This window comes from Rhodoblastus acidophilus (assembly GCF_900187365.1).
Classification (GTDB): Bacteria; Pseudomonadota; Alphaproteobacteria; order Rhizobiales; family Beijerinckiaceae; genus Rhodoblastus; species Rhodoblastus acidophilus.
On record NZ_FYDG01000002.1, the window covers coordinates 573273 to 585359 of the forward strand.

Below are 12087 nucleotides of genomic sequence, written 5' to 3' on the forward strand. Positions count from 1 at the left end.
CGTTGTTTTTCCGCGTCGCCTTTGCGCGTCCGCGCTGTGCGCGTTCATGCTGGGCGCCCCGGCCCAGGCCGAGGGCGGGCTGCGCGAGCAGGTCTGCGGCATGATCGAACGCGCCGCCTCGGCCCACAACCTGCCGGTTTCATTTCTCACCCGTCTGATCTGGCAGGAAAGCGCGTTTCGCTCCAACGCCGTTTCGCCCAAGGGCGCGCAGGGCATCGCGCAATTCATGCCGGGCACGGCGGCCGAGCGCGGCCTCGCCGATCCGTTCGACCCGGAACAGGCCATTCCCAAGGCGGCGGAACTGCTGTCGGAATTGCGGACGCGCTTCGGCAATCTCGGCCTCGCCGCGGCGGCCTATAACGGCGGCCCCAATCGCGTCGCGGCCTGGCTGGCCGGAACCGGCGGCCTGCCGTTTGAAACGCGCGCCTATGTCGAACTGGTGACGCGGCATCCGCCGGAAGACTGGCAGGAGGCCAAGGCGGCGGAGGCGATCAAGATGCCGGAAGGGTCCTGCCTCGAAGTGGCCGGACGCATGGTGCGCGACGAACCCGGCCAGTTCGCCCGCTCGGCGCTGATGGCGCCCTGGGGCGTGCAAATCTCCGGCGCCTTCAACCGGGGCGCGGCGCTGGCGGCTTACGCGCGAGCGCGGCGCAGCTTCAGCTCCCTCCTGACCGGGGAGCCGATGATTATCGGCCGGCGGGCGCCCGGACGCGGTTTCGCGCGTTTCTGGGCCATACGGGCGCCGGCGCAGAGCCGGGGCGCGGCGGAGGCGCTGTGCGCCAAGATTCACGGTGCGGGTGGAGCTTGCGCGGTGCTGAAAACCTGAGAGCGTCGCTTTACAAAAGCCGCAATTGGGAACAAGACATTAACAAACCTTTGGCGCGCCCCACGGCGGGCGCAGGCGGGAACTTTCATGTCCAGATCGAAACTTCTGCAATCTCTGCTGATATTGGCGGGCCTTGGCGCTTTCGCGGCCCCCGCCAACGCCCAATTCTTCTTTTTCGACCCGCCGCCGCCCGCGCCCGAACCGCGCATGGCGCCGGAGCCGCGCATGGCCCCCCCGCCGCGTCGTCAACCCAGGGTTGTCCGGCGTGACGACGACGACGATCCCGGCGTGGTCGTCGATCTCCAGAGCGGCGGCGCGATCTATCGCGAGCCGGGCGTCGACGCGCCGCCGCGCGGCGCGCGCGGAACCAATTACGCCGCCTTGCCGCCGGACGCCGATCCGAATTACTCGACCCCGGTCGATTTCGACGGCCAGGTCAATTTCAAGCTGACGACGCAGAAAACCGTCTCCGATCCGACCGGCGAAGCCGCGGGCACGGTCACCGTCAACACCCGCCAGCGCAAGCTTTACTATTCGCTCGGCGGCGGGCAGGCGGTGCAATATTCCATCGCCGTCGGCAAGGCGGGATTCGCCTGGAAGGGCGCGGCCACCATCGGCCGCAAAGCGTTTTGGCCGGGCTGGACGCCGCCGAAGGAAATGCTGCAGCGTCATCCCGACCTGCCCGAGCATATGGAGGGCGCGCTCAACAATCCGCTGGGCGCCCGCGCGCTCTATCTGTTCCAGGGCAAGACCGACACGCTGTTCCGCATCCACGGCACCAATGAGCCGAAAAGCATCGGCACGGCCTCGTCGTCGGGCTGCATCCGCATGCACAACGCCGACGTGATCGACCTCTACGGCCGGGTGGCCGCCGGGACCAAGGTCGTGGTGATGTGAACGCGCCGGCTCAATCGGTGAAAAACACGAAATAGCCCATCACCGCGCCAAAGGTGGCGAACAGGCCGATCAGCCCCAGGAACATCACCAGATCGTCCTGGGGCGTGGCGTTTTCGGCTGCCGCAGGCGCGACGGATGCGACGCGCGGAATGGCGGGCGTGACGGCCGGTTTCGCCGGCCTCTCGATCGGCTTGGCTTTCGGCTTCGGCGCGGCGACCGGCTTGAGCAACTCGGGCGCAGGTCGCGCTCCGCCCGGCGCCGCCTTCCGCTCCGAGACCACCCAACGCGACTGAAACCACACGAACACCGCGCCCGAAAACGGCAGGACATAGGCCAGCGCCGGCGCCTGCCGCGCGATCCAGTCGGCATAGGCCGCGTCGCTGGCGGCCAGATCGCCCGCCGTCCAGCCCAGCAGCAGGCCGCCGAACGCGACCAGCGCCGGAAATCGGTCGAGCAGCAGCGCCATGGCGGCGCTGCCGAACACCAGCAGCGGAATGCTCAGGGCGAGGCCCAGCGCAACAGCCAGAAATCGCCCGCCGTGATCGCCGCCAGCGCCACCACATTATCAAGGCTCATGATGGCGTCGGCCATCACGATCACCAGCGCCGCCCCCACGATATTTTCGCGCGCCGCCTCGCCGGTTTGCGGCGGGGCCTCGTCGCCGGGTTCGGCCGCCGACAAATTGACGGCGATGACGATCAGCAGAAAGGCGCTGACCAGTTTGAGCAGGGGAATGCCGATCAGCACGCCGGCGACGCCGGTCAGCAGCAGGCGGAACACGATGGCGCCGGCGGCGCCCAGAACGATCGCCTGGCGTCGCGGTTGGGCAGGGTGCGGCAGGCCATGGCGATCACCGCCGCATTGTCGCCGCTCAGAACCAGATCCAGGAACAGGATCTGCAGCAGGGTGATGAGCCACGAGGCGGCCTGACCGTCCATTGCATTTCTCCGAACCCCCGCGCGAGGGGTCAACCCATGACGCCGACCAGGCCGGCGTAAAGCCCCAGCCCCGACGCCACAACAAAAACCAGCCCGGCGAGCGCGCCGCGCGCGCCCGAGGGCCGCAACTCCGAGTCAAGCTCCCGGCGCGCCAGCCAGAACAGGGCGAGCAGCGCCAGCGGCAGCAGCACAGCAGCAGAGCATTGAGCACGCCCACCGCCATCGACAGCCGCACCGGATCGACGCCGCCGGCGACGAGGAGGCCGGCCCCGGCCAGCAGGGCGACGAAACTGCCGTAGAACCACGGCGCTTCGCGCGGATGCTGCTCCAGCGAATGGCGCCGGCCCGCCCCTTCGACCGCCGCCGCATGGGTCGCCGCCACCGCTTGCACGCCGCAGGTGACCAGCTGGCAGAAAATCGCGCCGAGCAGCGTGTCGAGCCGCGCCGGCCCGAGATCGGCGCGGGACAAACCTTTGTCGCAGGCGGCGGATTGCTGGTAGAAAATCGCCCAGGGCATCAGGGTCGCGCCGAGATTGGCGGCGACGAGATAGTGAAAGCGCGGCCCGTGCGCCGCCGCCGCATCGGCCGCGAAGCGCGAAAAATCCGGGTGGGCCTTCCAGCCGGCGTAAAGAAACACCAGCTCCGCCGCGCCGAACGCCAAAGCGACGCGCTCGACCGAGCGATAGGAGCCGGTCAGGATCATCACGGATAGGCCGAGCACCGCCGCCGCCATGCCGCTGAGCTGGGTGACGAGCGCGCCAAAACAGGTGAGGCCCAGCACGGCGGCGACCGCGACGCCGGCGACCCGCCCGCAGCGCGCCGATCAGTTCGACCATGCCGCGCCCGGTTCCCAGCGCCAGCCGCACCGCCAGCTCCTGCGCCAGATAAAGCAGCGGGATCGCCGCAAGCTGCAACGGAATCAGCGCCGCGCCGGTCTCGACGCCGGTCTGCGCCGCCGTGAGGATGCTGCCGGCGTCGGTGTCGGCCAGCATCGCCACCAGCCCCGGCCCCAGCGCGGCGAAACCGGCGCGCCAACGCGCGCGCGGCTTCGCGTCCGAGGGCGCGGCGGCGGGGACTGCGCTCAATGCGCCGCCTGCGCCGGGGCGGGCGCCGCCTGCGCCGCCTGCGGGCCCTGCCGGAAGGTCTTCAGGAATTCCGCATCGGGCGACAGCACCAGCGTCGGGGCGGACTCCGCCAGCGACTGGCGATAGGTCTGCAGCGACCGATAATAGGCATAGAAGCCGGCGTCCCGCGACGCGGCGTCGCCGATCAGCTTGTTGACGGCGGCGTCGGCCTCGCCATGGGCGATGCGGGCGGCGCGCTGCGCTTCCGAGAGGATCACGGTGCGGTCGCGGTCGGCGCGGGCCTGAATTTGCTGCGCCCATTTAAAGCCTTGGGCGCGCAGCTCCTTGGCTTCGCGCTGGCGCTCGGACTTCATGCGGTCGTAGATGGCCTGGCTGGTTTCGGGCGGCAGGTCGGCGCGATGCAGCCGCACCTCCGTCACCTCGACGCCATAGGGCCGGAACTTCTCGCTCACCTCGCGCTGGACTTTGGCGATCACCTTATCGCGCTCGTCGTCGGCGCGGGCGCGCTGGACGTCGTTGAAGGCGTCGATCACGGTGACCGGCGGATCCATCACGGCATGTCCTCGGGCAAGGGAAGAAGTTCGAACGGGCTCAGCCGAGCCGGGCCGTTAGACTTGATTTATGTCAAGAAAATGTTCTGCCCGCGCCGCGCCCGCAAGGCAAGGCCTCAGCTTTGTCCCGACCGCAGCCGATAGAAAATATGCTTGCCGATCACGTCCATTTTTTTCAGCGTGCGCGCCCAGCGGGGACGCACGTAATTGGCGTGGTAATGGGTGGAATTGCCGACTTCCGCGACCCAGGTGCGGCCGGCGAGCGCGTCCTCGGCGATGCGCTGCGCCTGCGCCCAGGAGTCCGTGTCGTGAATGCGCAGGCTGCGGCCCTCGCAGGCGAAGGAGAACTGGCACGCCTTGTAATGGCTGCGGTTCTGGAACACCACGCCGCAGATCGAGCTGGGATAAAGCCCGGAGGTCATGCGGTTGAGCACCACCTGCGCCACCGCCGCCTGCCCGGCTTCCGGCTCGCCGCGCGCCTCGAAATAAATCGCCTGGGCCAGGCAGCGCTTTTCCGAATCCAGTTTGGCCGGGGCGATCATCGCCAGGATGTTGCGGGCGTTTTCGGGCGCAGCCAGGCTCGGGCTCGCCAGGGCGGACCCGACGATGCGGGGATCGCGCCCGGCATTGATGGCGTCGGCCAGCACCTCGACCGGGGTGTCCTCGACATCATAGGGCGTGGCCGAGGACAGCGATTCGGCGCGGCTCGGCGCGGGGGTCGCGCCTTGCGCATCGCGTTCGGCGATGGCGGCGGGACGCATGGTGGACGTGCCGTCCTGGCCCTCGCCGGGCGTGACCGGACTTTCGCCGGCGCCCCACGGCTCGAAACCGGCGACGGACTCCGGGCCGGGCGCGGGGCCGTCGGTGGCGACGAAGCTCGACGCCATGCCGGAACGATCGGGCACGAAGGCCAGCAGTTCCGAGCGGGCGCGCGCGAGGCCGTTCTCCTGCCGCAACCGGCCGCTGAACGACGGACGCAGGCCGACCAGCGGATCGCCCTTGTGGCTGCGGTCGATTTCCGGGAAGTTCCGGGCGTTTTTCTTGAGATCGGCGCGCGGCTGCATTTCGTCGGGCGTATCGGGATAAGCGGCGGGCGCGCCCGAATAGAGCCGGGCCTCGCGTAACAGGCCGCGCCCCGAGGTGGGGCCGGCCTCGCCGAACACGCCGGGAAGCCGGCCGAAGTCTTCCGGCATGACGGCGGCGTGCAGCGAGGCGCCGCGCCGCGAGGCGCCGGAAGGCAATTCCTGATTGGCGTCGGCGGTGAAGGAGACCAGCAAGCCGGCGGCTCCCAACCAGGGCGCCGCCACGCTGACGGCCCAACTCAAACCCGCAACACGCATAAGCAACCCGTCGAACGATGCGAGCGGCCAGGCCGCGACCAAGGCTGCGGGCCTGAAAGGCGTCCCGCGTCCAATGGTTATCGTCTGTTAGGCTTGAGGGCGCGTTACCAAGGGCTATTCCCCGATGTGCCAGATTGGGACAACAGGAGCGGGTTCACCGCGAATCGCCTGCGGAAAACCGCGGGCGATTTCGCCGGCGATGGTCTCGAACAGGCCGCGCCAATCGTCGCCCGCGCCGCAGCGGAACAGACGCATGGTCGGATACCACGGGCTGTCCAGGCGTTCGGTCATCCAGCGCCATTCCGCCACATGGCGCAGCGCCAGCCAGACCGGACGGCCCAGCGCGCCGGCCAGATGCGCCGTCGAGGTGTCGCAGCTGATGACGAGATCCAGCTCGGCCATGATCGCGGCCGTATCGACAAACGCGTCGGGGCCGTCGTCATAGCCCGCGCCAAAAAATTGCACATGCGGCCGCAACGGCTCCGGCAGCTCCTCGGGCGTCGCATCCTTTTGCAGGGCGAAGAAGCGGGCGCCGGCTGCGGCCAGCGGGACCAGGGCCTCCGGCGGGATCGAGCGGCGCGGATCGACGCGGAAATCCTGGCTGCCGCGCCAGCACAGGCCGATCTTCGGCCCCGGCCCGGCCAGCTTTTCGCGCCAGCGCGCCTGTAGCGCGGGGTCCGCCCGCAAATAGGGGATCGGCGCCGGCACAGTGTCCACGCGGGTCGCAAAGGCGCGCGGCAGCGAACTGATCGCCAGCGCCGCGTCGAACGCCCCGGACAGATCGCTCTCGTCGCGCCAGGCGAGGGCGGCGCCCGAACCGCCCAGCAGCCGCCGCAGTTTTTCGGGCGCGGCGAAGGTCACATCGGCCCCGGCCTGAGCAAGCAGCAGAACGTAGCGGAAGAACTGGATGCTGTCGCCCAGGCCATGATCGTTGACGACGAGGATGCGGCGGCCCCGGATCGTTTCCGGCGCCGCAAGGTCGAAACGCGCCGAACTGGCGGGCAAGGGGCGGCAGCCTTCGAACCAGCGGTCCTCATAGCCCTCCCAGCCTTCCGCGAAATCGCCCAGCAGGAGCTGCAGGCAGCCGCGATTGCCGCGCGTTTCGATGGAATTGGGATCGATCGCCAGCGCGCGGTCATAGGCCGCCATGGCTTCGTCGAAGCGGCCCATTTCCTTGGCGACGATGCCGAGCCCCACCCAGGCGAGCAGATAATCGGGCCGCAGCGCCAGAGCCAGAGCATAGGCCCGATGGGCCTCCTCGTAGCGGCCGAGCCGCATCAGGGCGTTGCCGAGGTTGAGCGCGGCCGGACCGAGATTGGGGTCCAGCGCCAGGGCGCGGCGCAGATGTTCGACGGCGTCCTCCAGGCGGCCGATTTCGGCCAGGGCGGCGCCGTAATTGGCCGCCGCGCCGGCGTGGCGCGGCTGCAGGGCGCAGGCGCGCGACAGGCAGTCGAGCGCCAGGCCGCGCTCGCCTTGCCCCAGCAGCAGCCCGCCCATATTGAACAAGGAGGTGAAATCGTCCGGCTTCAGCTCCACGGCGCGGCCGTAGAATGCAAGGGCGCCAGCGATATGGCCGCGACTTTGCAAAATATAGCCGCCGGTGGACAAGGCTTCGGGAAAGTCAGGCGCGAGCCGCAAGGCGGCGTCGAGATGGGCGATGGCGGCGTCCATGCGCCCGGCGGACTGTTCGCTCAGGCCGAGGGCGTAATGCGCGCGCGCCTCCCGCATAAGCGCCTGCTTCGCGGGCGCCTCCTGGTTCGGCGCCGGTTGGGCGGGCGCGGCGGACGCGGCGTTCATGTCAACTCCTTGGCCAAATTGCGCGGCCCATCCTGGATCCGGCGGCTTGTCCGAAGCTTTTCGCCGAAGCCCGTTCAATCCGCGCTATACGGATTGACAGTTGCGCGCGGCCCTAATAACCCCACCGTCCGATAGAGATTTCCGGCTTTAGCCGGTAGACCCAAGGGATTCGCACGTGGCCAAACCTGAACTCGGCGGCAAGCGCCAATGCCAGAATTGCGGCGCGAAGTTTTTTGACCTGAACCGGGACCCGATCCTTTGCCCGAAATGCGGCGCGACTTTCCTGCCGCCGGTTTCGGCGCGCGCCGCGCCGCGCCCCGCCGCCGTCGAGGACGAGGAGCAGGAGACCCCGGAGACGGGAGCCGAACTGGTGCCGTTGGAGGAGGCGGACGCGACCGATGAAAAGGCCGCCGCCGTGGTGGACGACGATGTCGATCTGGGCGACGACGACGCCGACGACACGTTCCTCGAAGAGGAAGAAGAAGACAATGACGACGTCAGCGACCTGATCGACGGCGATATCGAGACCGACGACGAGGGCTGATTTCCGCAAGCGACAATCGAAACCCGCCAGCGTCGCCGCCGGCGGGTTTTTTTATGCCTGAGAACGCGGCGCCGATCAGTTCAGCGCGGCGGAGGGCGGCCGCGCCAGACCGTCGCCCGGGAAAGACGCGATCTCCCCGCTGAGGGTCAACTGGCCGTCGCGCGTCGAAACCTCGACGGTTTCGCCGTCGGCGATCTCGCCTGCGAGAATTTTCTCGGCCAGCGGATCCTGCACGTATTTCTGGATGACGCGCTTGAGCGGACGCGCGCCATAGGCGGGATCGTAACCCTTGTCCGCCAGCCAGCCGCGGCCGGCGTCGGCGAGCTTGAGCGTGATCTTGCGATCCTCCAGCAAGCGGCCGAGACGGCCGAACTGGATGTCCACGATCGCGCCCATGTCCTCGCGCCGGAGGCGATGGAACAGGATGATCTCATCGACGCGGTTGAGGAATTCGGGCCGGAAATGCCCGCGCACCACCGACATGACCTCGTCATGCACCGCGGCGGAATCTTCGCCCTCCTTCTGCATCACCAGGAATTCCGCGCCGAGGTTGGAGGTCATGATCACCACGACATTGCGGAAATCCACGGTGCGGCCCTGGCCGTCCGTGAGCCGTCCGTCGTCCAGAACCTGCAACAGCACGTTGAACACGTCGGGATGGGCTTTTTCGATCTCGTCGAACAGCACGACCTGATAGGGCCGGCGCCGCACGGCTTCGGTGAGGGCGCCGCCCTCCTCATAGCCGACATAGCCCGGAGGCGCGCCGATCAGCCGGCTGACCGAGTGTTTCTCCATATATTCAGACATGTCGAGCCGAACCATGGCGGTCTCGTCGTCGAACAGGAAGCTCGCCAACGCCTTGGTCAGTTCGGTCTTGCCGACGCCGGTCGGCCCCAGGAACATGAACGAACCAATGGGGCGGTTGGGGTCCTGCAGGCCGGCGCGGGCGCGCCGCACCGCTGTGGCCACGGCGACCACGGCCTCGCGCTGGCCGACCACGCGCTTGGCCAGTTGATCCTCCATCTTGAGCAGCTTGGCGCGTTCGCCTTCCAGCATCTTGTCGACGGGCACGCCGGTCCAGCGCGACACCACCTGCGCGATATGGTCCGGCGTGACCGCCTCGGTGACCAGCGCCGCATGGCCCTTTTCCTCGGTCTCCGCCAGCTTGCGCTCGAGATCGGGGATCACGCCATAGGTCAGGCGCCCGGCCTCGGCGTAATCGCCGCGCCGTTGCGCATTGGCCAGATCGTTGCGGGCGGCGTCGAGCTGCTCCTTCAGCTTCTGCGCCGCGCCGAGCTTGTCTTTTTCCGCCCTCCAGCGGGCGGTCAGGGCGGAGGATTTTTCGCCGAGATCCGCCAATTCCGTTTCGAGCTTGGCGAGGCGGTCGTGCGAGGCCTGGTCGGTCTCTTTCTTCAGCGCCTCCTGCTCGATCTTGAGCTGGATGATGCGACGGTCGAGTTCGTCGAGTTCCTCCGGCTTGCTGTCCACCTGCATCCGCAGCCGCGACGCCGCCTCGTCCACGAGGTCGATGGCCTTGTCCGGCAGGAAGCGGTCGGCGATGTAGCGGTTCGACAAAGTGGCGGCGGCCACCAGCGCGGCGTCGCCGATGCGAACGCCGTGATGAACCTCGTATTTCTCCTTCAGGCCGCGCAGGATCGACACGGTGTCCTCGACGGTCGGCTCGCTGACGAACACCGGCTGGAAGCGCCGCGCCAGCGCCGCATCCTTTTCGACATGCTTGCGATATTCGTCGAGCGTGGTGGCGCCGACGCAATGCAGCTCGCCGCGCGCCAGCGCGGGTTTCAGCAGGTTGGAGGCGTCCATCGCGCCATCGGCCTTGCCCGCGCCGACCAGCGTGTGCATTTCGTCGATGAACAGGATGATGCCGCCTTCGGCCGCCGTCACCTCGTTGAGGACCGCCTTCAAACGCTCCTCGAACTCGCCGCGATATTTGGCGCCGGCGATCAGCGCGCCCATGTCCAGCGCCAGCAGGGCTTTGTCGCGCAGGCTTTCGGGCACGTCGCCATTGACGATGCGCAGCGCCAAGCCCTCGACGATGGCGGTCTTGCCGACGCCGGGCTCGCCGATCAGCACGGGATTGTTCTTGGTGCGCCGCGAGAGCACCTGAATCGTGCGGCGAATTTCCTCGTCGCGGCCGATCACCGGGTCGAGTTTGCCATTGCGCGCGGCTTCGGTGAGGTCGCGGGCGTATTTCTTCAGCGCGTCATAGGCGTTTTCGGCGGAGGCGGAATCGGCGGTGCGGCCCTTGCGCAAATCCTCAATGGCCTTGTTCAACGCCTGGGCGTTGACGCCGGCGGCGGCGAGCACCTTGCCGGCGTCGCTGGCGGCGTCCAGCGCCAGCGCCAGCAGCAGCCGCTCGACCGTAACAAAACTGTCGCCGGCTTTTTGCGCGATTTTCTCGGCGCTGTCGAACAGCCGCGCCGTCTGCGGGGCGAGATAAAGCTGGCCAGCGCCGGCGCCTTCGACGCGCGGAATCTTGGCGAGCGCCAATTCGGTCTGTTGCAAGGCCTCGCGCGACCGGCCGCCCGAGCGGTCGATCAGACCGGCCGAAAGCCCCTGCTCGTCGTCGAGCAGCACCTTCAGCACATGCAGGGGGGAAAGTTGCTGATGCCCCTCGCGCACCGCGAGGGATTGGGCCGATTGCACGAAACCCCGTGCGCGATCGGTGAATTTCTCGAAATTCATAATGCGGCCTCCATGCTCGCCGCGAAATCCCCTTCTGGCGGAAAGGCGGCGTCAGATTCGGACCCCTATGGGCGTCCTCGGGCCTGATATGGGAGGCGAAAGCGGCGCCGCAAAGAGGTTTGGCGCGCGAAATCTCATAAAAAAACGGCGCCCGGAGGCGCCGTGAACTGGTTTATTCGGCCGAACTGGCCTCGGGGGCCTCGGTCGGCCCGCTCTCCGCCGGCGCCTCTTCGGCGCGGACGGCGGCGGTGCGGCGGCGGCGCGGACGCGGGCGCAGATGGAACTGGCCCTCCCCCTCCTCCGGCGCGGCCCCGGCGGGGGCCTCGGGCGCGGCCGGCGCGGCGGCCGCCTCGACCGGCGCCTCGGGCGGCGGCGCGAAGGCCGGCTCGGCGCTGGGCTGCTCAGGCTCGACGGCGGGGGCCGGCGCCACGGGCCGTACGGGCGCCGTGATGAAAGCCGGCAGCGCGCTCATCGCGCCAAAATCGACATCGGGCTGCTCGCGGCTTTCCGGCGCCGGCTCGAACCGCGGCTGATCGCGGAAGCGGCCGCGCCCCGACGGCGCGCGCTCGCCGCGTTCGCCTTGCGCGTTGAAGCGGCGGTCATTGCGATTGGGACGGTCTTGGCGATCCTGGCGATCCTGCGGCGGACGTTCCTGCGGCGGACGTTCCTGCCGTTCGGGCCGATCCTGCTGTCCCTGGCGCTCTTGCCGGTCCTGCCGTTCCGGGCGGTCGCCGCGCTCGCCATTGCCCTGGCGATCCATGAATTCGCCGGTGAAAGCGGGGCGGTCGAGATAGGGCTGCTGGCCCATGCCCATCGGATTGATCGGCTGTCCCTGACCGGCCGGACCCGGCAGGACATTGGGCTGGCTGCGTTCGAACGGCGAGGCGAACCGGTCGGGCATGGCGATGAAATCGTCATCTTCGTCGACCTCGTCCAGTTCCTCGCCGACGCGGCCGAAGCCCATCTGCGCCTGAGCCTGCGCCGCCTGCGCGGAAGCGATGATGCGATAATAATGCTCGGCGTGCTGAAGGTAATTCTCCGCAACCACCGTATCGCCGGACGCTTGCGCATCGCGCGCGAGCTGAAGGTATTTCTCGGTGATATGCTGGGCGGTGCCGCGAATTTTTACGTCGGGGCCGTTGGATTCGTATGTCCGGGTGAGCGGATTCGGACCCTTGCGGTTATTGCGTCCACGCATACGCTTGTTTTGACCAGGTCTCATTTACAGTCCCTGAGTAAATCCGCAGCCCGGCCATGGCCGTGGCGGATGGGCTCGAGCCCACCGAACGCCGGGCGAATCGCCCTTGATTCGGGACTCCTTGATCTTGCAGCGCTTTGACGACAGCCCTGTCGGCGTCGTCACGCGCTGCTCCAGGCGGAGGATCGAGAATGCAATTCAGCTT

The 12087-nt window shown here is 68.3% G+C and carries 10 protein-coding genes; 3 read left to right on the forward strand and 7 right to left on the reverse strand.

Annotated elements, in window-relative coordinates; all coding sequences use genetic code 11:
- The first annotated feature begins 46 nt into the window (after positions 1-46).
- Together CFB24_RS07930 and CFB24_RS07935 are read left to right on the forward strand one after the other, a co-directional pair.
- Entirely contained in the window at positions 47-826 is a 780-nt protein-coding gene (locus CFB24_RS07930) for a lytic transglycosylase domain-containing protein (RefSeq protein ID WP_088520139.1), read from the forward strand.
- Between the two features lie 87 nt (positions 827-913).
- Positions 914-1723 carry a L,D-transpeptidase gene (locus CFB24_RS07935; RefSeq protein ID WP_088520018.1) on the forward strand — a complete coding sequence of 270 codons (810 nt, stop codon included), beginning with the start codon at positions 914-916 and terminating at the stop codon, positions 1721-1723.
- 10 nt (positions 1724-1733) lie between these two features.
- On the opposite strand, the gene CFB24_RS07940 is transcribed toward CFB24_RS07935, so the two are convergent.
- The 5 genes from CFB24_RS07940 to CFB24_RS07965 all read right to left on the reverse strand — a co-directional run bounded on the left by CFB24_RS07940 (position 1734) and on the right by CFB24_RS07965 (position 7434).
- Entirely contained in the window at positions 1734-2207 is a 474-nt protein-coding gene (locus CFB24_RS07940) for a TerC family protein (RefSeq protein ID WP_088520019.1), read from the reverse strand.
- 14 nt (positions 2208-2221) lie between these two features.
- Positions 2222-3442: a TerC family protein gene (locus CFB24_RS23585; RefSeq protein ID WP_104469605.1), complete on the reverse strand. Its 1221-nt coding sequence runs from the start codon at positions 3440-3442 to the stop codon at positions 2222-2224.
- 300 nt (positions 3443-3742) lie between these two features.
- Positions 3743-4297: an SPFH domain-containing protein gene (locus CFB24_RS07955; protein WP_088520021.1), complete on the reverse strand. Its 555-nt coding sequence runs from the start codon at positions 4295-4297 to the stop codon at positions 3743-3745.
- Between the two features lie 116 nt (positions 4298-4413).
- Positions 4414-5604 carry a cell wall hydrolase gene (locus tag CFB24_RS07960; protein ID WP_244593060.1) on the reverse strand — a complete coding sequence of 397 codons (1191 nt, stop codon included), beginning with the start codon at positions 5602-5604 and terminating at the stop codon, positions 4414-4416.
- A gap of 147 nt (positions 5605-5751) precedes the next feature.
- Positions 5752-7434: a tetratricopeptide repeat protein gene (locus CFB24_RS07965; RefSeq protein ID WP_088520022.1), complete on the reverse strand. Its 1683-nt coding sequence runs from the start codon at positions 7432-7434 to the stop codon at positions 5752-5754.
- A 175-nt stretch (positions 7435-7609) separates the two neighbouring features.
- Between CFB24_RS07965 and CFB24_RS07970 the strand changes: the two genes are divergently transcribed.
- Positions 7610-7978: a TIGR02300 family protein gene (locus CFB24_RS07970; protein ID WP_088520023.1), complete on the forward strand. Its 369-nt coding sequence runs from the start codon at positions 7610-7612 to the stop codon at positions 7976-7978.
- 75 nt (positions 7979-8053) lie between these two features.
- On the opposite strand, the gene clpB is transcribed toward CFB24_RS07970, so the two are convergent.
- Together clpB and CFB24_RS07980 are read right to left on the reverse strand one after the other, a co-directional pair.
- Positions 8054-10684: an ATP-dependent chaperone ClpB gene (gene clpB / locus CFB24_RS07975; protein ID WP_088520024.1), complete on the reverse strand. Its 2631-nt coding sequence runs from the start codon at positions 10682-10684 to the stop codon at positions 8054-8056.
- Between the two features lie 172 nt (positions 10685-10856).
- Positions 10857-11882: a DUF4167 domain-containing protein gene (locus tag CFB24_RS07980; RefSeq protein WP_088520025.1), complete on the reverse strand. Its 1026-nt coding sequence runs from the start codon at positions 11880-11882 to the stop codon at positions 10857-10859.
- Between the last annotated feature and the right edge of the window lie 205 nt (positions 11883-12087).